The sequence below is a fragment of the Kitasatospora sp. NPDC085895 genome (assembly GCF_040702125.1).
In the GTDB taxonomy this organism is placed as follows: Bacteria; Actinomycetota; Actinomycetes; order Streptomycetales; family Streptomycetaceae; genus Kitasatospora; species Kitasatospora arboriphila.
Map to the genome: position 1 here is coordinate 1 of NZ_JBFBJY010000050.1, position 20,690 is coordinate 20,690.

Below are 20,690 nucleotides of genomic sequence, written 5' to 3' on the forward strand. Positions count from 1 at the left end.
GCCGGACAGTCGGTGACCGCGGGCGCCAACTTCTCCTACAGCGGCAGCAACGCGGCCCCCACCTCGTTCGCGCTGAACGGCGTCGCCTGCACCGGTGCGCACGCCGCCCCCACGGTCGCGCTCACCAGCCCCTCGGCGGGCGCGAACTACGCCGCCGGCGCGGCGATCCCGCTGGCCGCCAGCGCCGCCGCGGCGGACGGCGCGTCCATCAGCAAGGTCGAGTTCTACGACAACACCACGCTGATCGGCACGGCCACCACCGCGCCGTACACCTTCAGCTGGACGGGTGCCGCCTCCGGCAGCCACTCCGTCTACGCCAAGGCGTACGACAGCCTCGGTGCGACCAGCGAGTCGACCCCGGCCGGCATCACCGTCGCCGCCGGCCCGTCGATCACCGCGGTGCCCACCACCCTGTCGGTGACCCAGGGCAAGACCGGCACCTTCGCCCTGAAGCTGTCCTCGCAGCCCAGCGGGAACGTCACCGTCACCACCACCCGCACCTCGGGCAACACCGGGCTCTCCATCAGCGCCGGTGCCGCGCTCACCTTCACCCCGTCGAACTGGTCCACCGCGCAGACCGTCACCCTGGCGGCCGACGCCGGCTCCACCGGCTCGGCGAGCTTCACCTCCACCGCCACCGGCTACACCAGCTCGGTGGTCACGGTGACCGAGCTCGCCGCCGGGACGGGCGTCTACGACGACCGCTTCCTGCAGCTCTACAACAAGATCAAGGCGCCGGCGAACGGCTACTTCTCGCCCGAGGGCATCCCCTACCACTCGGTGGAGACCCTGCTGGTCGAGGCGCCGGACCAGGGCCACGAGACCACCTCCGAGGCCTACAGCTACCTGCTGTGGCTGGAGGCGCAGTACGGCCGGGTGACGAAGGACTGGTCGAAGTTCAACGCGGCGTGGACGCTCATGGAGACGTACATGATCCCCACGCACGCCGACCAGTCGACGAACGGCTTCTACAACGCGAGCAAGCCGGCGACCTACGCCCCCGAGCACCCGCTGCCCAGCGACTACCCGTCGCAGATGGACGGCTCGGTGACCCCGGGCAACGACCCGATCGCCGCGGAGCTGAAGTCCGCCTACGGCACCGACGACATCTACGGCATGCACTGGCTGCAGGACGTGGACAACGTGTACGGCTACGGCAACTCGCCCGGCACGTGCGAGGCCGGCCCGACCGACACCGGACCGTCCTACATCAACACCTACCAGCGCGGCCCGCAGGAGTCGGTCTGGGAGACGATCCCGCAGCCCACCTGCGACAAGTTCGCCTACGGCGGCAAGAACGGCTACCTGGACCTGTTCGTCAAGGACGCGTCCTACGCCAAGCAGTGGAAGTTCACCGACGCGCCGGACGCCGACGCCCGCGCCATCCAGGCCGCCTACTGGGCGGACACCTGGGCCAAGGCCCAGGGCAACGGCTCGCAGGTCGCGACCGCCGTGGCCAAGGCCGGCAAGATGGGCGACTACCTGCGCTACTCGTTCTTCGACAAGTACTTCAAGAAGATCGGGAACTGCGTCGGCCCGACCGTCTGCGCGGCCGGCTCCGGCAAGAGCAGCGAGCACTACCTGCTGTCCTGGTACTACGCCTGGGGCGGCGCCAACGACAGCAGCGCCGGCTGGGCCTGGCGCATCGGCGACAGCGCCGCGCACGGCGGCTACCAGAACCCGATGGCCGCCTACGCCCTGGTGAACAACACCGCCATGGCGCCCAAGTCGGCCACCGGCAGGACCGACTGGACGACCAGCCTGGGCCGCCAGGTGGAGTTCCTGCAGTGGCTGCAGTCCAGCGAGGGCGCCATCGCGGGCGGTGCCACCAACAGCTGGGACGGCGCCTACGCCGCCCCGCCGGCCGGCACCCCGACCTTCTACGGGATGTACTACGACGAGGCGCCGGTCTACCACGACCCGCCGTCCAACCAGTGGTTCGGCTTCCAGGCCTGGGGCGTGGAGCGGCTCGCCGAGTACTACTACGCGAGCGGCGACACCAAGGCCAAGGCCGTGCTCGACAAGTGGGTCACCTGGGCGCTGGCGAACACCACGTTCAACAGCGACGGCAGCTTCAAGATCCCGTCCACGCTGGCCTGGAGCGGCAAGCCGGACACCTGGAACGCGAGCGCGCCGGGCAGCAACGCCTCGCTGCACGTGACCGTCGTCGACCGGACCAGTGACGTCGGCGTCGCGGGCTCGTACGCCAAGCTGCTCTCCTACTACGCGGCGAAGTCCGGCAACGCCGCGGCGAAGACCGCCGCGCAGAAGCTGCTGGACGGCATGTGGGCCAACGACCAGGACGCGCTGGGCATCTCCGTCCCGGAGACCCGCACGGACTACAGCCGGTTCAAGGACTCGGTCTCCGTCCCGTCCGGCTGGACGGGCACCATGCCCAACGGCGACCCGATCGACTCGACGTCCACCTTCCTCTCCATCCGCTCCTTCTACAAGAACGACCCGGCCTTCGCCAAGGTCCAGTCCTACCTGGACGGCGGCGCCGCGCCGACCTTCACGTACCACCGCTTCTGGGCGCAGGCGGACATCGCGACCGCCCTCGCGACCTACGGGGAGCTCTTCAACTCCTGACGGCAACACGGGGTTGCACCCGTCGCGACCTGACGGACGAACAGGACAGGTGCCCGGCCCGGCTGACAGCGGGCCGGGCACCGCTGTTGTGCGCATTTCGTGTCCGTGGTCTTGCGGATCACCACGCGCGTTCAATAGCGTCCGGTCCACCTCACGTGCCACCGCCACCAGCGGGGCACACTTCGAGACTCCGGAGGGTCAACCCCTATGAGTGTTCCTCGGATACGCCGGACCAGGACGGCGGCGCTGGGCCTCGCCCTCGCCACGGCGGGAGCCATCGCGCTGCCGTCGGGAACCGCCGCCGCGGCCGGCGCCGCGGACGCGCCCGGCCCACTGCTCAGCTACGTGGTGAACACCAAGGCCAACCACGGCCAGGTGAAGAAGGCCGAGCGGGAGATCGCCGCCCTGGGCGGCACCGTGGTCGTCTCCTACGAGCAGATCGGCGTGGTCGTCGCCCGCTCCACCGACAAGGACTTCGCGACCAAGCTGCGTTCCTCGAAGACCGTCGACTCGGTCGGTGCCAGCCGCACCGCCGGGATCGTCCAGAGCAACGACGTCGAGGTGGCCGAACCGGCCGCCGTCCCCACCGCCGCGCCCGCCGACGGCTCCGAGCCGCTCTGGGCCAACCAGTGGGACATGCGGAAGATCGGGGTCGACAAGGCCCACGAGAAGACCCTCGGCAGCCGCCGGGTGGTCGTCGGCGTCCTGGACTCCGGCATCGACGCCACGCACGAGGACCTCGCGCCCAACGTCGACGCCTCGCTCTCCGCCTCCTGCATCAACGGAGGCAAGGCCGACACCTCCTGGCAGTCCTGGCAGCCCACCTCCAGCGACCACGGCACCCACGTGGCCGGCACCATCGCCGCCGCCAAGAACGGCAAGGGCATCGAGGGCATCGCGCCGAACGTCCGCCTCGCCGCGGTCAAGGTCGTCGACGACGGCGGGTTCATCTACCCCGAGTACGCCATCTGCGGCTTCGTGTGGGCCGGTGAGCACCACTTCCAGGTGACCAACAACAGCTACTACATCGACCCGTGGCTGTTCAACTGCAAGACCGACCCCGACCAGGCCGCGATCGTCACCGCCGTCAAGCGGGCCGTCGCCTTCTCGCAGCGCAACGGCGTGCTCAGCGTCGCCGCCGCCGGCAACGAGAACATCGACCTCGCCCACAAGACCACCGACACCACCAGCCCCGACGACACCACCCCCGCCCCCCGGCCGATCGACGACAACTGCGTCTCGCTGCCGACCGAACTGCCCGGCATCGTGGTGACCACCTCCGTCGGTGACAAGGGCGACAAGTCCTTCTACTCCAGCTACGGCCTCGGCAAGGCCACCGTCGCGGCCCCCGGCGGCGACTCCCGCTACCAGCTGCCGGACACCCCCGACAAGAACGGCCGGGTCCTCTCCACCGTCCGCGGCAACAAGTACGCCTACATGCAGGGCACCTCGATGGCCTCCCCGCACGCCGCGGGCGTGGCCGCGCTGCTCGCCTCCACCCACCCGTGGGCCGGCCCGGACGAGCTCCGCGCCATGCTGCAGCACCAGGCCGACGACCACTCCTGCCCGGCGACCTTCGACCCCAGCGGCGACGGCGCCTGGAAGGCGGTCTGCGAGACCTCCGGCCACGGCAACGGCTTCTACGGCGCGGGCATCGTCAACGCCGACAAGGCCGCCGACTGGTGGCGCCTGTGACGTCGGCGACGCCCTGGGCTTCGGCCGGCTGAACGACGGACGAACTCCCCTGCCCCGCCCGAGTATCCGTACTCAGGCGGGGCAGGGCCGTTTCCGGCGACCCTCGGTACGGGGGCCGGAGGAGCGGGGGAGTGGTCGGGATGGACGGGACGGACGGGACGGACGGACGGCGCAGGACCGGCGCGGTGCTGGTGCTCGCGGGCAGCCTGGTGGTCGCGGTACCGGGGCTGGTGCTGCTGGCGATCGGCGTCTGCTTCGGCGTGGGCGGGACGGCCGCGGCCGGAGCGGGAGACTGGCTGCGGGCCGGCCTCCTCGTGCTCGGCGGCCCGCTGGCCGGCCTGGCGGCGGCGGCGCTGCTGCTCTCGACCCCGCGGGTCCGCCGGTTGGATTCCCTGGAGCGGGCCGCACTGGTGGCGTTCTGCCTCTTCTGCGGCACCCTCGCCGAGGGACTCCTGCTCGCCGCCGGCGCCGAGCCGGTACCGCCCTTGTATTGAGGGAGTTCCCTCAGGGGCGCGGGGAACTGCGCAGATGTGGGGTACCACCCAGGGGCGCGGGGAACTACGCAATTCGGATGCGGAGACCGTACAAATCGGGGTTGGCCAGAACTGTCGTGACGACCACCCGGATTGCGCAGTTCCCCCCCCAGCCTTCGGCCGGAGGTGCCCCCAGGCGCCCCTGGGATGCTGCCACCTGAGGTCGCGCCGCCTATCGGTCCGCCCTCGTCAGCCGATGTGGCGGGTCCAGTCGGATTCGACCTGGGCGAGGCCGTGGCGGTTGGGGACCTGCTTGAGCCAGGCGGGGCGGGCGGCCATGGTGGCCGCGGCGCGGCGCTCCTCGGCGGCCCGCAGCTCCTCGGGCGAGGCGAACTCGGTCGGCAGCCAGGCGGCGGACCCCGCGGCCCGTTCGGCGAGGTGCGCCACGTACGCGTCGCGGACGGCCTGCGGCGAGTCGAAGCCGGTTTCGTCGGCCAGCCAGGGCTCCGGCACCAGTTCGACGACCTCGCGCAGCAGCTCCTCGGTGACCAGTGGTGCGAACTCCTCGTCGGCCGCGGCCACCGCCGGCCGGAACGCGCCGAGGGCGTGTGCGTTCATCGGGTACGGCTTGAGCACAGAGGCGGCCGCGCCGGACCACCGGTGATGGAAGATCAGCCCGGCGCCGTTGTCGATCAGCCAGAGCCGCCGGTGCCAGACCATCAGGTTGGGGTTGTGGACGGTGCGGTCGACGTTGCCGGTGAGGGCGTCCAGCCAGACGATCCGGCCGGCCTCCAGCGGGTCGACGGGCAGGGCGCCGGGGGTGAAGTCACGGGCGCCGGGCAGCAGGTCCATGCCGAGGTTGAGTCCGGCGCTGGATCGCAGGATGTCCTGGATCTCGGTGTCCGGTTCGTGGGCGGCGACGGCGGGGTCGAAGTCGACCAGGACGAGCGGCGGCACCCGCAGCCCCAGCCGGCGGGCCAGCTCGCCCACGATCACCTCGGCGACGAGGGCCTTGGCACCCTGGGCCGCGCCGGTGAACTTGACCACGTAGGTGCCCAGGTCGTCCGTCTCGACCACGCCGGGCACCGACCCGCCGGCACGCAGCGGATCGAGGTAGCGGAGGGCGGTCACCTGATCGAGCACACCGGCAAGCCTAACCCGCGCCCCGGGGTGAGTCGCGGGTGCGGCGGGGCCGGTGTGGTTGGCTTGGGCGCGTTCGGCCGGCGCCCCCGAGCGGCGGCGGCGAAGTCCAGTGAAGGAGAGCCCCCATGGGCAAGGTCCAGGCCATCACCGAGCGGGTCTACCAGGCGTCCCCGCAGCGGGTGTACGAGGCGCTCGCCGACTACGCCACCGTCCGGCCGCGGCTGCTGCCCGAGCAGTACAGCGAGTACGAGGTCCGTGCGGGCGGTACGGGCGCCGGCACCCAGGTGCATTGGCGGCTGCAGGCCACCGAGAAGCGGGTCCGGGACTGCCTGTTCTCGGTGACGGAGCCGCGGCCGCAGACCCTGGTGGAGACGGACGCCAACTCCAGCATGGTGATCACCTGGACGGTCACCCCGGCGGGGGAGGGCACCAAGGTCGTGGTCGACGCCTCCTGGCAGGGTGCGACCGGCATCGGCGGCTTCTTCGAGCGCACCTTCGCGCCCAAGGGCCTCAACCGGATCCACGGTGCGGTCCTCGACCGGCTCTCCACCGAGGTCGAGTAGCCGTCGGGCGGCCGTCGAGCAACCGGTCGCCGGCTGGTCGATCGGCCGTACGGCCCTGCGCACACCCGTGCGGACGACCCGCGCCGTACGGGTGGTACCCCGTCCCCGGGACGGGTGATCCCGGGCCCGCCGGAGGCCGCCCCGACCTAGGCTCGCGGCCGTGTATCTGACGATCCTTCATGCCGCGCAGCCGGTCGACGGCGGGGTGGCCCGGGTGGTGGTGGACCTCGTCCGCGGGCAGCGCGAGGCGGGCCACCGGGTGCTGCTGGCCTGTCCGCCCGGCGGGCTGCTCGGCACCGAGGCGGCCGCCGCCGGTGCGGAACTGCTGGACTGGCCGGCCGGCCGGGCGCCGGGCCCCGCCACCGCGGGGGAGGTGCGGCGGCTGCGCCGGGTCGTGCGTGCCGCCGAACCGGACGTGCTCCACCTGCACAGCGCCAAGGCCGGGCTGGCCGGCCGGCTGGCGGTGCGCGGGTCCGTCCCCACCGTCTTCCAGCCGCACGCCTGGTCCTTCGCGGCCGTCGAGGGCGCGGTGGCCCGGGCCGTCCTGAGCTGGGAGCGGTACGCCGCCCGCTGGGCGCACGCGCTGGTGTGCGTCAGCGAGCAGGAGCGGGCCGACGGTGCCGCGGCGGGGCTCGCGGCCGCCTGGCGGGTGGTGCCGAACGGGGTCGACCTGGAGCATCACGTGCCCGCCGGCGCCGCCGACCGGCGGGCCGCCCGCGCCGCGCTCGGGCTGGCCGGCGCCGGACTGGACCCGGAAGCCCCGCTCGCCGTCTGCCTGGGCCGGCTCTGCCGGCAGAAGGGCCAGGACGTGCTGCTGGACGCCTGGCCGCGGGTGGCCGAGGCCGTGCCCGGCGCCGGGCTGGCGCTGGTCGGCGGGGGTCCGGACGAGGCGGTGCTGGCCGAGCGGGTCCGGGCGCTGCCCGGGCCGCGCCGGGTGCTGATGGCGGGCGGGGTGGGCGATCCGCGGCCCTGGCTGGCCGCCGCGGACCTGGTGGTGCTGCCGTCCCGCTGGGAGGGCATGGCGCTGGCCCCGCTGGAGGCGATGGCGGCCGCCCGCCCGGTGCTGCTCACGGACGTGCCCGGGGCGCGCGAGTGCCTGCCGCCCGGGGGCGCCGTACCGCCGGTGCCGCCCGGGGATGCGGCCGCGCTGGCCGAACGCCTGGTCGAGGAACTGGCCGATCCGGACGCCTGTGCGCGCCGCGGGGGGCTGGCGAGGGCGTACGTGGCGGACCGGCACGACGTCCGCCGCACGGTCGAGCAGGTGGAGGCGGTGTACCGCGCGGTGCTGCCCGCGCGTCCGTCCGGTCGCCCCGATTCCCGTGTCCCCCAGGGATTCTGATCGTTTATCCGGCCGTGGGGGTCCCCGCGGGCCGCTGCCCAGTCCGCAGTCGCCGCCGGGTCGGGGGCGCCGCGTACGAGTCGTCCGACAGTCCGACCAATGAGCAGGTGGCATGACACGGCACGTCAACTCGCCGCAGTGACAACGGCGATCGTTATTGTCTGATTTTGCCTGATTCGCACCTGTTCGGAGGGTCCACTTCGTCGTGCCCGGCACCGGGCACGGTTCGGGCCGGTCGGCCGCCCCCGCGACCGCGGGTACACCACAGGGGAGTTCGCGCACCGATGACCATTGACCACGAGAGCGTGCCGCGGCCGGGGGGCTCGCTGTCGGCCCGGCGGCGGCTCGGCACCGAGCTGCTGGAGCGGCCCGCCGCAGGTCCCCGGGCGCGTCCGGCACCGCAGGTCGGCCGCCACCGCCGGCCGCTGCGCTCTCGGGTCGCCCTCCCGGCCGGACTCCTCGGCTGCGACGTCCTCGCCCTCGCCGCCGCCGCGGCCCTGACCGCCCCCGGCCCGCCGCCGCTGGCCGCCGCGCTGCTCGGCCTGCTCCTGCCGCTCAACCTGGCCGGCGGCCTCTACCGCAGCCGGCTCACCGTCTCCGCGCTCGACGACCTCCCCGCCCTCGCCGGACGCGCCGCCGTCTCCACCGCCTTCGCGGTCACCCTCGCCGCCTGCCTCGGCCGGTTCGTGCCCGGCCCGGCGGCGCTGTTCAGGTTCGCCGGACTGCTCACCGCCTTCACCCTGCTCGCCTGCCTGGGCCGGGCCGCCGCCTACACCCTGTTGCGCCGTGCCCGCCGCAGGCGCCCCAGCCCGACCCTGGTGCTCGGCGCCGGCCAGCTCGGCCAGCGGATCGCCGCCGTCCTGCTCGAACACCGCGAGTACGGTCTGCGGCCGGTCGGCTACCTGGACTCCCAGCCCGTCCTGCTCGCCCCGGACGCCCCGCTGCGGCTCCTCGGCGGCCACGACGCCCTGGAGAGCCAGATCCGCCGCAAGCGCATCCACCACGTGATCGCCACCGAGGGCGCCGCCGACGACGCCGCCACCGCCGCCGCGCTGCGCACCGCCGCCCGGCTCGGCTGCCGGGTCTGGGTGGTGCCCCAGCTGCGCGAGTACGCGGCCCTCGGCCGGCGCGGCACCGACCAGCTGTGGGGCTTCCCCTGCCTGCCGCTGGAGCGCCCGGCCGTCCGCCGCCCCGGCTGGGTCGCCAAGCGCGCCCTGGACGTCGCCGCCGCCGGGTTCGGCCTGCTGCTGCTCTCGCCGGTGTTGGCCGCCTGCGCGCTCGCCGTCCGCTGCGACACCGGCCCCGGGGTGCTCTTCCGCCAGCAGCGCACCGGCCTCGACGGCCAGGTCTTCACCCTGCTGAAGTTCCGCACCCTGCGCCCCAGCAACGAGCACGAGTCGGCCACCCGTTGGAACATCTCGCAGGACCACCGGATGGGCGCCGTCGGCCGGCTGCTGCGCCGCACCTCGCTGGACGAGCTGCCGCAGCTGTGGAACGTCGTCCGCGGCGACATGAGCCTGGTCGGCCCCCGCCCCGAACGCCCCTACTTCGTGATGCGCTTCGGCCAGGCCTACCCCGAGTACCAGGACCGGCACCGCGTCCCGGCCGGCCTCACCGGCCTCTCCCAGGTCAACGGCCTGCGCGGGGACACCTCCATCGAGGACCGGGCCCGCTTCGACAACCGTTACATCGAGAGCTGGAGTCTCTGGCAGGACGCCAAGATCCTGCTCCGCACCGCCGTCCTGATGCTCCACCCGGACGGGAGCTGACGTGACGTCAGGAACGCTGCCGGCCCGCACCGCGCCGCTGCCGCAGTGGTGGCGGCGGCTGCCCGCCGCACCCCGGCCCGCCGCGGCGGCCGCGGCCGCCACCGTGCTGCTGGTCTGCGTGCCCACCGGGGAGAAGGACGTCACCGCCGCCGTCCACGTCACCCCGGCCGACCTCGCCTCGCTGCTGCTGGTCGCCCTCACCGCCGCCGACCTGCTGCGCGGCCGCGCCCGGCTGGAGCGCACGGTCTGCCTGCTGTTCGGCGCGGTGGTCTGCGCGGCCGCCGCCGCCACCCTCGCCTCGATCGACCCGCAGGCGAGCACCACCGGCTTCGTCCGGCTGGTGCAGATCTTCGTGCTGGTGCCCGCCGCCGTCGCCTGCGCGCTGCGCACCCGCCGCGACCGCCGGCTGGTGCTGGGCGCCTTCGTCGCCGCCGCCCTGGTCGAGGGCGCGGTCGGCGCGCAGCAGTACCTCACCCGCACCGGCGCCTCGTACGCCGGCCAACCGGTCCGGGCCGTCGGCACCTTCGGCGCGCTGGACATCATGGCGATGTCCACCGTGGTCAGCTTCGGACTGCTCGCCGCGCTCGCCCTGGCGCTCGGCGAACGCGGCCCCGGCGGCCGGCCCGTCCTGCGCCGGGTGCTGTACGCCGCGGCCGCGCTGCTGACCTTCCCGCTCGCCGTCTCCTTCAGCCGCGGCAGCTGGATCGCCTGCGCCGCGGCCGTCGCCGTGCTGATGCTGCGCGCCGACGCCCGGCTCGCCCTGCGCTGCGCGGTGATCGGCGCGGCCGCCGCGGTGGTGCTGATCGGCGGACTCGGCCTCGGCGCCTCCGGCGTCGCCGAGCGGCTCGGCAGCATCGGCTCGGTGCAGGCCGCCCCCGACCAGTCGGTCAGCGACCGCTACGACCTGTGGGCGACCGCCGGACGGATCTGGCAGGACCACCCCACCACCGGCGCCGGGCCCAAGGCCTTCCAGCAACTGCGCGACGGCCACGCCCCGCTGCGGCTCTCCTCCGGCAGCGACGCCGAGGACGCCACGATCGGCTTCCAGCGCGAACCGCTGCTCTCACCGCACAACATGTACTTCCTGGTGCTCAGCGAGCAGGGCCTGCTGGGCATCACCGCGTACGCCGCGCTCTTCCTCGCCCTGCTGACCGGCTGCCTGCGCCGGGCCGGCGGCGGCGCCCTGGCCGCGCTCGCCCTGCTGGTCTGGATCCTCGTCGACTTCCTCTACGCCGACATCGGCGGCACCACCACCGTGCTGACCTCGGTGGTGCTCGGCCTCGCCGCCCGGGCCGCCTTCCCCGGCCCGGCGGACCCGGAGGCGCGATGAGCGGCGACCGGCCGACCGCGACCGCCCGGCCCGCCCGCGCCGCCGTCCCCGGCCCGCGGCACGCCGCCGCCCGGCCCCGGCGCGGCGGCTTCGTCGCCCGCGCCTTCGGCGTCACCGCGGTGCTCAGCGCCGCCGGGTCCGGTCTCGGCCTGCTCCGCGACCTGCTGCTCGCCCGGTACTTCGGCGCCACCCGGGGCACCGACGCCTTCCTCGTCGCCTGGACGGTGCCGGAGACCGCCGCGCCGCTGCTGATCGAGGACGCGATGGCCTTCCTGATGGTCCCGGCGTTCAGCCTGGCCCTGGTGCTGCGCGAGGAACGCCCGCACGGCCCTGACCCGGTACGGCAGTTGGTGCGCGCCACGCTGCCCTGGCTGCTGCTCGCGCTGTGCACCCTCACCCTCGCCGCGGCGGTCGGCGCCGGCCCGCTGGTCCACCTGCTCGCCCCCGGCCTGGCCGACCCCGCGCTCGCCGTCACCTGCACCCGGATCACCGCCCTGACCGTGCTGCCGTTCGGCGTGGTCGGCTACCTCTGCTCGATGCTCCGCGCCCACCACCGGTTCACCGCCCCGGCCGGCATCTACGTGGCGTACAACCTGGGCATCCTCGCCGTGCTGCTCGGCGGGCACGCCCTGCTCGGGGTCCGCTCCGCCGCGCTCGGCGTCACCTGCGGCAGCCTGCTGATGGCCGGACTGCTGCTCGGGCCCGTCCGGTGGATCCTGCCGGGCGCGCGACGCCGGATCTCCCCCGGTCTTCCGCCGGGAGGCGCCCCCACGACCGCACGCACGCCCGAATCGCCCGAGCGCGTCCAGCACGGGGACGACCCGGGCGCGCGCCCGGACGGGTGCCCGACGCCGCGCGCCGATCCGGCCGGATCCGCCGGACGGACCCGGGCCGCCCGACGGACGGCCCGCCCGGCCCGCGGTGCCGCGGCCGGCGGCCTGGTGCTGATCCCGCTGGCGATGCTGCCGGTCGCCGCCTTCACCCTCACCCGGCAGGCGCAGGTCTTCGTCGAGCGCTACCTCGGCTCCGGCCTGCCGCCGGGCACCATCTCGCACCTCAACTACGCCGCCAAGGTCTCCCAGCTCGCCATGACGGCGGGCATCCTGATCGTCACGGTGACCTTCCCGCTGGTCGCCAGGGCGCTGGCCGCCGGGGACCTCGCCGCCGCCCGCGACCGGGTGGAGAAGGACCTCGGCCAGGCCGCCGCGGTCGTGCTGCTCGGCACCGCCTTCCTGATGGCCTGCGCGCCCTCCGTGGTCGCGCTGCTCTTCCAGCGCGGCGCGTTCGGTGCGCACGACACCGCCGCCACCGCCGAGGTGATCCGGGTCTACAGCTTCGGGCTGCCCGCGCAGGCGCTGATCGGCGTGATGGTCCGGCCGTTCTTCTCGCTGCGGCCGGTGGTCCGCCGGGCCGGCGACCCGGAGCCGGCCGGGCTGAGGCCGCTGGACTGGTACCCGGTCGCCGCGATGGCCGTCGGCCTGCTGGTCACCGCCGGCGTCGGACTGGCCGCCACCCCGCGGTACGGCGCCCTCGGCCTCGCGGCCGGCAACGCGGCCGGCATCACCGCCGCCGCGGTGCTGCTGTTCCGCGGCCTGCTGCTGCGCGGCATCGCGCTGCGCCTGTCCCGGGTGCTCGGCGGCCAGGCCCGGCTGCTGGCCGCCGCGGTCGGTGCCGCCGCGGCCGGCGCGGTGGCCGCCTCCGGTCCGTCCGCGCCGCTGCCGGCCACCCTGCTCGGCGGTCTCACCGTCGTGCTCGTCTTCGCCGGGCTCGGCACGGTCCTCGGCGCACCCGAGGTCCGTGACCCGGTGCGCGCCCTCCTCCGGGCCGCGGGCCCGGTCACCCAGGCTGCTGAGAGGAAGCCCCATGGACGCTGAACCGGCCCGTGGCCCCGCCCTGCCCGCCCAGCCGCACCCGGCCCGGTCGGCGCCGTGGATCCTGATGTACCACTCGATCACCCACGAGGAGCGCGACCCGTACCTGCTCACCGTCAGCCCGGAGCGGTTCGCCGCGCAGATGGCCTGGCTGGCCCGGAGCGGCCGGCGCGGGGTGAGCGTCCGCGAACTCCTCCGGGCCCGGGCCGCGGGCGCCGCCGCCCGGCTGGTCGGGCTGACCTTCGACGACGGCTACGCGGACTTCGCCCGGTACGCCGTGCCGGTGCTGCGCCGGCACGGCTTCACCGCGAGCGCCTACGTGGTGCCCGACCTGCTCGGCGGCCACAACGGCTGGGACCCGGACGGCCCGCGCAAGCCGCTGCTCACCGTCGACCAGGTGGTCGAACTCGCCGCCGCAGGCTGGGAGATCGGCTCGCACGGGCTCTCCCACCGCAGGCTGCCGGGGCTGTCCGCGGACGAGCTCGCCGACCAGGCCCGCGGCAGTCGGCGGGCCCTGGAGCAGTTGGTCGGCGGCCCGGTGACCGGCTTCTGCTACCCGTACGGGGCGGTCGACCGGCCCGCGGCGGAGGCCGTCCGCGACGCCGGGTACCAGTACGCCTGCGCCATCGAGCACGGCGAGCTCACCGGCCGGTTCGCGCTGCCGCGCTGCTACGTCGGCGACCGCGACGGCGCGCTGCGGCTGCTCGCCAAGCAGGGCCGGCACCACTGGCGGGACGCCGTGACCGGACTGCGCGCCACCGCCCCGGTGCCCGCCGCCCGCCAGGAGGCCTTCCGATGAAGGTCCTGCACGTGGTCACCGGCCTCGCCGCGGGCGGTGCCGAGCGCCAGCTGCACCTGCTGCTGCGCCACCTGCCCGACCGCCACCACTGCGAGGTGGCCACCCTCACCAACCCGGGCACGGTCGCCGAGGCGCTGCGCGCGGACGGCTTCGCCGTGCACGAGCTGGACATGCGCGGCAACCGCGACCTCGCGGTGCTGCCGCGGCTCACCCGGCTGATCCGCCACCGGCGCTACCAGGCCGTGCACACCCACCTCTACCGGGCCGGGCTGTACGGCCGGCTCGCCGCCCGGCTGGCCGGCGTGCGGACGGTGCTGGCCACCGAGCACTCGCTGCACCCCGGGGTGATCGAGGGCCGGCCGGCCGGCCGCGGGGTCCGGGCGCTCTACCTGGCCGCCGAGCGCCTCGGCCGGACGACCGTCGCCGTCTCCGGACAGGTCGCCGCGACCCTGCACGACTGGGGCGTGCCGCCGCACCGGGTCCACCTGCTGCCCAACGGCATCGACGCCGCCGGGTACGCCGTGCCGGCCCGCACCCGGGCCGCCGTGCGGGCCCGACTCGGCCTGCCGGAGCGGGCGTTCACGGTCGGCGCGGTGGGCCGGCTGGTGCCCGGCAAGCGGTTCGAGGTGCTGGTGGAGGCGGTGGCCGCGCTGGCCGCCCGGCCCGGCCCGGACACCCGGCTGCTGCTGGTGGGGGAGGGGCCGGAACGCTCCGCCCTGGAGGCGCAGGCCGCCCGCGCCGGGGTGGCCGCCGTCTTCACCGGCGAACGCGACGACGTCCCCGAGCTGTTCGCCGCCATGGACGTGCTGGCGGCCCCCTCGACCGAGGAGACCTTCGGGTTGACGGTGCTGGAGGCACTGGCGGCGGGCCTGCCGGTGCTGCGCACCGCCTGCCCGGCCCTGGACGCGCTCGGCCCGGACGCCGCCCCCGCCGCCCGCCGGCTGCCGTCCACCGCCGGGGCCTACACCGAGGCCCTGGACGGGCTGCGCGCCGCACCGCCGCGCCGGCTCCCGCCGCCGCCCGCCGTCCACCACTACGACATCGCGCGGATCGCCGCCGAACTCGGCGACCTCTACGACCGGCTCGGCCCCGCCCGCACCGCGCCGCCCCGGCCGGCCGCCCTGCGGGCCTGAACGCGCGACACCACCGACCGAGCCAAGGAGTTCCGATGTCCGAACCGCGCCGATCCGTCCGGGCCGCCGTCCGCCGCTGGTGGCCGGTGGCCGTTGCCGTCCCGCTGGGCGCCGCCGCCGGCGCCGGCTACGCCGCCGTCGCACCCACCGCCTACACCGCCAACTCCTACGTGGTGGTGGTCGCGCAGAACCCGGGGGAGGGCGCCACCGCGGTCAACTTCGCGCAGGCGTACGGCCGGCTCGCCGGGCAGCCGCAGGTGCTGGTCGCGGCTGCCGCGAAGACCGGCCGCACCGTCTCCGCGCTGTCGGACAGCGTCCGGGGCACCACCTCGCCGGACGCCCCGATGATCGAGATCACCGGCACCGGCCCGCGTGCCGCCGACGCGGTGCGGGCGGCCGACGCGGTGGCGACCTCGCTGATCGCCTTCGCCAACACCAGCAGCCAGGACACCGGCGTCAAGCTCGTCCCGCTGGCCAAGGCCGCCTCCCCGGACGGCCCCTCCTCGCCGTCCGCGGCCCTGGACACCGCGGTCGGCGGGGCGGCCGGCGTGCTGGTCGGCGCCCTCGCCATGGCCGCCCGGCGCCGCCCGGCCGGGTCGGGCGGCACCGACGCCGCCGTGTCGGTGCCCGGGCAGCCGGTGGAACGGCAACCCGCCGGGGCCGTCCGATGACCACCGACACCCCCGCCCCGGCACGGGCCGGGGCCGCCGCCGAGGTCTGGACGGCCGAGGTGGACCGCGGGGACGACGCCCTCGACCGGATCGCCGCCGAGTGGGACGCGCTCGCCACCCGCTGCCGTACCGCCACCCCCTTCCAGGACGGCGCCTGGCTGCGCTCCTGGTGGCGCCGGTACGGCCGACCGGGCGCGCTGGTGCTGGTGCTCGTCCGACGGGACGGCCGGCTGGCCGGCGCCGCGGCCCTGCGCCGCCGCGGGGCCCTGGGCGGTCTGACCAACCTCGGCGGCGGGCTGGCCGACTTCACCGACGTGCTGCTCGACGACGACTGCCGCAGCCGGGCCGCCGCCGAACTGGCCGCCGCCCTGCCGCTGCGCCGCCCCTGGCACAGCCTGGAGCTGCGCGAGGTGCACCCGGAGGCCGCCGTCCAGCAGGTGCTCGCCCACCACCGCGGCACCACCCGGCGCTACCGGGACTCGCTCTGCCAGCACCTGCCCGCGCTGCCCGTCGAGGAGCTGCTCAAGCGGTTGCCCGGCAAGACCGCCCAGCGCAACCGGGTCAAGCTGCGGAAGATCGCCGCCTCCGGGGTGCAGGTGGACACCGCGCCGCCGGAGGAGGTCCCGCAGGCGGTGGCCGAGCTGCTGCGGCTGCACTTCCTGCAGTGGCAGGAGCGCGGGGTCACCGCCGAACACCGCACCGGGCGGTTCGCGGCGCACCTGGCCGAGTCGACGGCCTCGATGGCCGCCCGCGGCCGGGCCGCCGTGCACCGCTTCCGGCTGGACGGCGAGCTGGTCGCGGTGCACCTGGTGGTGCTCTGCCCGTCCTTCGGCGGCCTCTACCTGTACGGCGCCCACCCGCGGCTGCGCGAGCGGCTGGACGTCTTCGGGATGCTGTTCGGGGCGGCGCTGGACGAGGTCCGGGCGGTGGGCATCCCGGTGCTCAGCCTGCTGCGCGGCCAGGAGCCGTACAAGCAGCGGTGGCGCCCGGACGCCCTGCGCAACGAGCGGCTGGTGGTGGGCCCGTCGGGCCCGGCCCCGGCGGCGGCCCTGCTCGCCCTGCTGGTGCTGGCCCGGCAGGCGGCGGTGACCGTGCTGACCGCCCGGCTGCCGCGGCTGAAGGAGGCGCTAGCGGCGCGCCGGCGCGCGTGAGGAGACGCCGCCCGGCGCCCCCTTGGAGCCGGACATCAGCTGCCGGAAGACCGCGGCCGACCGCGGATTGCGGTCGCAGCCCCAGAAGCCGTGCGGGCAGTAGTCGGTGACGGTCTGGTAGGCGGTGTCGTGGGTGCGCATCCACTCGATCATGCGCCGCACGTACTCGGGGTTGTCGCCGTTGCGGAACAGCCCCCACTCCGGGTACGAGACCGGTTTGCCGCGCCGGGCGGCGAACTCGACCTGGTCCTGCAGCCCGTAGGGCTCGGTGACCATCTCCTCGAAGGAGGCGTCGGCCGGCATGTCGTAGGCGTCCATGCCGATGATGTCGACCACGTCGTCGCCCGGGTAGCAGCGCGTCCAGGGGATCGCGTCGAGCCCGCGGGTGGGGGTGAAGTCGAAGCGGAAGTGCTGGCCGGGCACCGAGCGCATCACGGTGACGATCCGGCGCCAGTACGCCTTCCAGGCCGCCGGGTCGGGCCGGCAGCGGGAGCTGTAGGTGGTGCCGTTCATCTCCCAGCCGAGCGTGAGCACGGTGTCGCCGCCGCCGAACCCGACGAGCTTGCGGGCCAGTTTGAGGAAGCGCTGGTCGAACTCGCCCTTGGTGCCGCGGGCGAGCAGTGCGGCGACCTGCCCGTCGCTCAGGTTGCCCTCGTTGGGCACCAGCATCGGCACGCCGAGCACCAGGGTGCGGGCCGGGTCGCGCAGCCGCCACTGCGACCACAGGCCCAGCACCTGGTTCTCGCCCTCGACGTCGGCCCAGCCGTTGCCCGCCAGGTAGGTGTGGCCGACCTGCAGGTCGGCGTTGCGCAGCCAGGTGGAGAGCTTGGCGATCTGCGGGATGTAGGTGTCCCAGGAGCCGACGAAGGCGCCGAACGGCACCTCGTGCGGGGGCCGCAGCACGGCGGGCTTCGGGGCGGCCCCGCGCCGGCCGTCCTCCGCGGTGTCGGCGGAGAAGACGTCGTGCCGCGCGGTCTGGCTGAGCGGTGTGCCCGAGGGCACGCTCGCGGTGGTCAGCAGCAGCAGCAGCGCGCTGGCGGCCAGCGCGAGACGGCCGAATCGCATGGGGCACTCCGGGAGCGGTGCGGGGGCGGGTGCTGCTCGTCCGACAGTAATCCCACAGGGCGTCAGAAATATCCGATATCACCCGAAAGTGGTGGTTCGCACGGGCGCCCGCCGAGGCCCGCCGGGCGCACGCACGGTGATCGTTTCGGTGCGGCCCGTACCACCTGTGTAACAGTCGCCCCGCCGGGCGGGCGCCCCCGGCGGCCGGGCGGCCCGCGGGCGGCGCCGCCGAGCCGCAGGTCGAGGGCGCCGCACCGGGGCCGCCGTGACCCTGCGCACATCCGTGGGGCGCCCCGAATTCCGGCTGACGTACAGGCGTGCGGCAGGTACGCTCCGCCCGTGTCCTGGAAGCCGCTGCGAAGCCTGACCCGCCGTTCCGTGCTGCCCGCGCTCGCCGCGCTGCTGGTGCTCGGCGCGGGTGCCGCCGCGCACGCCAACCGCCCGGTGCCGTTCGGCGACCGGGTCGCGGAGCCGGGCGTCGCGGACGCCAGCCCGGTCGGCGCGCAGGTCCTGGACGCGGGCGCGCTGGAGCTGAAGGTCGGCCCCGGCCTGGAGGCGTACGACCGCGCGACCGGCGACCACCTGTGGTCCTACCGCCGCGAGGACGCCACAGCCCTGCACCTCGCCATGGCCGGCGAGAGCGCGGTCGTCGTCTGGGACGACGGACTGGTCACCTCGGTCCGCCCGAGCGACCACCAGGTGCGCTGGCACCGCGCGGTGCCGGGCCTGGCCGACTGGCTGCGCGCGGACGGCGAGCCCGGCGCCGCCGACCGCACCGAGGAGCAGAAGCAGGCCACCGCGGTCCGCCGGGCCGCCGCCGCGCTGCAGACGGCCCTGGAGGACGAGCCCTGGGTGGCCGTCGTCACGCCCTCGCTCACCATGGGCTTCCGCGACCGCGACGGTGACCTGCGCTACAACTCCCGCCCGCCGCAGGGCTGCTCGTACGACCCGCTGCGCGCGGTGCACACCGACAACGCCGTCCTGGTGCCGCGCACCTGCGTCACCGGACCGAACACCGGCAAGCTGCTGCCCGGCGGCGTCAACGGCTTCCGGCTGGCCGGCCGCGGCTGGCAGCTCAACGCCGGGCCGGAGGTCGTGCTCAAGCGACTGGACGCCCACCGGGTGACGGTCGAGGACGGCCCGATCCTCGGCACCAGGGTCTTCGACACCCGGCGCGGCGCCCCGGAGACGGTCTGCACCAGCCCGCAGCTGCCGTTCGCGGCGGTCTCCCCGCAGGAGGGCTGCCCGACGGGCTGAGCGGCGGTCCGGCCGGGCTGCGCCCGGCACAGCCCACGGGGAATCCCCGGCCGCCCGGTAGACTGGGCCGTATGGCTGTGTTCCCCGGGCATTAGGCGCCGGTCGGCGAGCATTCGAAGGCCCGCCGCCGCCCCGCCCTTCCGCCTGCATTCCGCCCGGCCGCCGGGCCCCGCCCCCGTCCCTGGAGAGACCCAGCCATGATTTCCGCGAACGCCCTGGAGCTGCGCGCCGGCGCCCGCGTCCTCATCGAGTCCGCGTCCTTCCGGATCGCCCCCGGCGACCGGATCGGCCTGGTGGGCCGCAACGGCGCCGGCAAGACCACCATGACCAAGGTGCTGGCCGGCGAGGGCCTCCCGGCGGGCGGCACGGTCACCCGCACCGGCGAGGTCGGCTACCTGCCGCAGGACCCGCGGACGGGCGACCTCGACGTCCTCGCCAAGGACCGCATCCTCTCCGCCCGCGGCCTGGACACCGTGCTCCGCAAGATGCGCGAGAACGAGGACCGGATGGCGAACGGCCAGGGCGCCACCCGGGAACGCGCGATGAAGAAGTACGCCAACCTGGAGACCGAGTTCCTCACCAAGGGCGGCTACGCGGCCGAGGCCGAGGCGGCGACCATCGCGGCCGCGCTGGGCCTGCCGGACCGCATCCTCAACCAGCCGCTGCACACCCTCTCCGGCGGTCAGCGCCGCCGTGTGGAGCTGGCCCGGATCCTCTTCTCGGACGCCGACATCCTGCTGCTCGACGAGCCGACCAACCACCTCGACGCCGACTCGATCGCCTGGCTGCGGGACTTCCTGAAGACCTACAAGGGCGGTTTCATCGTCATCTCGCACGACGTCGACCTGGTCGAGACGGTCGTCAACAAGGTCTTCTACCTGGACGCCAACCGCGCCGCGATCGACATCTACAACATGGGCTGGAAGCAGTACCAGCAGCAGCGCGAGGACGACGAGAAGCGCCGCAAGCGCGAGCGCGCCAACGCCGAGAAGAAGGCCGCCACCCTCAACGCGCAGGCCGACAAGATGCGCGCCAAGGCGACCAAGACCGTCGCCGCGCAGAACATGGCCCGCCGCGCCGAGAAGCTGCTCTCCGGCCTGGAGCAGGCTCGGGTCTCCGACAAGGTCGCCAAGCTGCGCTTCCCCGACCCGGCGCCGTGCGGCAAGACCCCGATGACCGCCTCCGGCCTGTCGAAGTCCTACGGCTCGCTGGAGATCTTCACCGACGTCGACCTGGCCATCGACCGCGGCTCCAAGGTGGTCGTGCTCGGCCTCAACGGCGCCGGCAAGACCACCCTGCTGCGGATGCTGGCGGGCGTCGAGAAGCCGGACACCGGTGAGGTGATCCCCGGTCACGGCCTGAAGATCGGCTACTACGCCCAGGAGCACGAGACCCTGGACCCGGACCGCACGGTGCTGGAGAACATGCGCTCCTCCGCGCCGGACACCGACCTGGTGCAGATCCGCAAGATCCTCGGCTCCTTCCTGTTCTCCGGCGACGACGTCGACAAGCCGGCCGGCGTGCTCTCCGGCGGTGAGAAGACCCGGCTCGCGCTGGCCACCCTGGTCGTCTCCAGCGCCAACGTGCTGCTGCTCGACGAGCCCACCAACAACCTGGACCCGGCCAGCCGCGAGGAGATCCTCGGCGCGCTGCGCTCCTTCACCGGCGCGGTCGTGCTGGTCACCCACGACGAGGGCGCGGTCGACGCGCTCCAGCCGGAGCGGATCATCCTGCTGCCCGACGGTGTCGAGGACCTCTGGAGCCCGGCGTACGCGGACCTCGTCTCGCTCGCCTGAGAGCAGGTCCGAGCGCCGGTCCGGGCACCGGCCCGAATGCCGCCCG

16 protein-coding genes are annotated in these 20,690 nt (G+C 74.8%); 14 read left to right on the forward strand and 2 right to left on the reverse strand.

Features of this window, described 5'->3' with window-relative positions:
* From AB0442_RS26650 to AB0442_RS26660, 3 genes are all read left to right on the forward strand, one after another.
* A partial coding sequence (locus tag AB0442_RS26650; RefSeq protein ID WP_366165881.1) for a glycoside hydrolase family 48 protein occupies positions 1 to 2,589 on the forward strand: 2,589 nt, incomplete at its 5' end.
* Between the two features lie 207 nt (positions 2,590 to 2,796).
* Positions 2,797 to 4,284 carry a S8 family serine peptidase gene (locus AB0442_RS26655; protein WP_366165883.1) on the forward strand — a complete coding sequence of 496 codons (1,488 nt, stop codon included), beginning with the start codon at positions 2,797 to 2,799 and terminating at the stop codon, positions 4,282 to 4,284.
* 140 nt (positions 4,285 to 4,424) lie between these two features.
* Positions 4,425 to 4,778, forward strand: coding sequence for a hypothetical protein (locus tag AB0442_RS26660; RefSeq protein WP_366165885.1), 354 nt, complete (start codon positions 4,425 to 4,427; stop codon positions 4,776 to 4,778).
* 228 nt (positions 4,779 to 5,006) lie between these two features.
* Here the strand turns inward: AB0442_RS26660 and AB0442_RS26665 are convergent, their stop codons facing one another.
* Positions 5,007 to 5,900 (reverse strand): HipA family kinase, encoded by an 894-nt coding sequence (locus AB0442_RS26665; protein ID WP_366165887.1) that lies wholly within the window; start codon positions 5,898 to 5,900, stop codon positions 5,007 to 5,009.
* A 125-nt stretch (positions 5,901 to 6,025) separates the two neighbouring features.
* Here AB0442_RS26665 and AB0442_RS26670 point away from each other — a divergent pair, with 125 nt between their 5' ends.
* From AB0442_RS26670 to AB0442_RS26710, 9 genes are all read left to right on the forward strand, one after another.
* Positions 6,026 to 6,463, forward strand: a complete 438-nt coding sequence (locus AB0442_RS26670; protein ID WP_366165889.1) for an SRPBCC family protein — start codon at positions 6,026 to 6,028, stop codon at positions 6,461 to 6,463.
* Positions 6,464 to 6,623: 160 nt separating this feature from the next.
* Positions 6,624 to 7,802 carry a glycosyltransferase family 4 protein gene (locus AB0442_RS26675; RefSeq protein WP_366165891.1) on the forward strand — a complete coding sequence of 393 codons (1,179 nt, stop codon included), beginning with the start codon at positions 6,624 to 6,626 and terminating at the stop codon, positions 7,800 to 7,802.
* 284 nt (positions 7,803 to 8,086) lie between these two features.
* On the forward strand, positions 8,087 to 9,571 hold the full coding sequence (locus AB0442_RS26680) for a sugar transferase (RefSeq protein ID WP_366165893.1): 1,485 nt from the start codon (positions 8,087 to 8,089) through the stop codon (positions 9,569 to 9,571).
* Between the two features lies 1 nt (position 9,572).
* Positions 9,573 to 10,901, forward strand: coding sequence for an O-antigen ligase family protein (locus AB0442_RS26685; RefSeq protein ID WP_366165894.1), 1,329 nt, complete (start codon positions 9,573 to 9,575; stop codon positions 10,899 to 10,901).
* Complete coding sequence (locus AB0442_RS26690; protein ID WP_366165896.1) at positions 10,898 to 12,775, forward strand: lipid II flippase MurJ; 1,878 nt, start codon at positions 10,898 to 10,900, stop codon at positions 12,773 to 12,775. Before AB0442_RS26685 ends, AB0442_RS26690 begins: the two co-directional genes overlap by 4 nt.
* A complete protein-coding gene (locus AB0442_RS26695; RefSeq protein WP_366165897.1) occupies positions 12,765 to 13,571 on the forward strand; it encodes a polysaccharide deacetylase family protein in 807 nt (268 codons plus the stop codon). Before AB0442_RS26690 ends, AB0442_RS26695 begins: the two co-directional genes overlap by 11 nt.
* Positions 13,568 to 14,704, forward strand: a complete 1,137-nt coding sequence (locus AB0442_RS26700; RefSeq protein WP_366165898.1) for a glycosyltransferase — start codon at positions 13,568 to 13,570, stop codon at positions 14,702 to 14,704. The genes AB0442_RS26695 and AB0442_RS26700 overlap by 4 nt, the downstream gene beginning before the upstream one ends.
* Positions 14,705 to 14,739: 35 nt before the next feature.
* The gene (locus AB0442_RS26705) at positions 14,740 to 15,375 is read left to right on the forward strand and encodes a lipopolysaccharide biosynthesis protein (protein WP_366165899.1); all 636 of its coding nucleotides are present in this window, start codon (positions 14,740 to 14,742) and stop codon (positions 15,373 to 15,375) included.
* Positions 15,372 to 16,526, forward strand: a complete 1,155-nt coding sequence (locus AB0442_RS26710) for a GNAT family N-acetyltransferase (protein ID WP_366165901.1) — start codon at positions 15,372 to 15,374, stop codon at positions 16,524 to 16,526. Before AB0442_RS26705 ends, AB0442_RS26710 begins: the two co-directional genes overlap by 4 nt.
* Here AB0442_RS26710 and AB0442_RS26715 read toward each other — a convergent pair.
* The gene (locus tag AB0442_RS26715) at positions 16,503 to 17,591 is read right to left on the reverse strand and encodes a glycosyl hydrolase (protein WP_366165902.1); all 1,089 of its coding nucleotides are present in this window, start codon (positions 17,589 to 17,591) and stop codon (positions 16,503 to 16,505) included. The two genes, AB0442_RS26710 and AB0442_RS26715, sit on opposite strands and share 24 nt — an antisense overlap.
* A 339-nt stretch (positions 17,592 to 17,930) precedes the next feature.
* On the opposite strand from AB0442_RS26715, the gene AB0442_RS26720 reads away from it, so the two are divergent.
* Both AB0442_RS26720 and abc-f read left to right on the forward strand, forming a co-directional pair.
* Positions 17,931 to 18,848: a hypothetical protein gene (locus tag AB0442_RS26720; protein ID WP_366165904.1), complete on the forward strand. Its 918-nt coding sequence runs from the start codon at positions 17,931 to 17,933 to the stop codon at positions 18,846 to 18,848.
* 197 nt (positions 18,849 to 19,045) lie between these two features.
* Positions 19,046 to 20,644: a ribosomal protection-like ABC-F family protein gene (gene abc-f / locus AB0442_RS26725; protein ID WP_344621928.1), complete on the forward strand. Its 1,599-nt coding sequence runs from the start codon at positions 19,046 to 19,048 to the stop codon at positions 20,642 to 20,644.
* Positions 20,645 to 20,690: the final 46 nt, after the last annotated feature.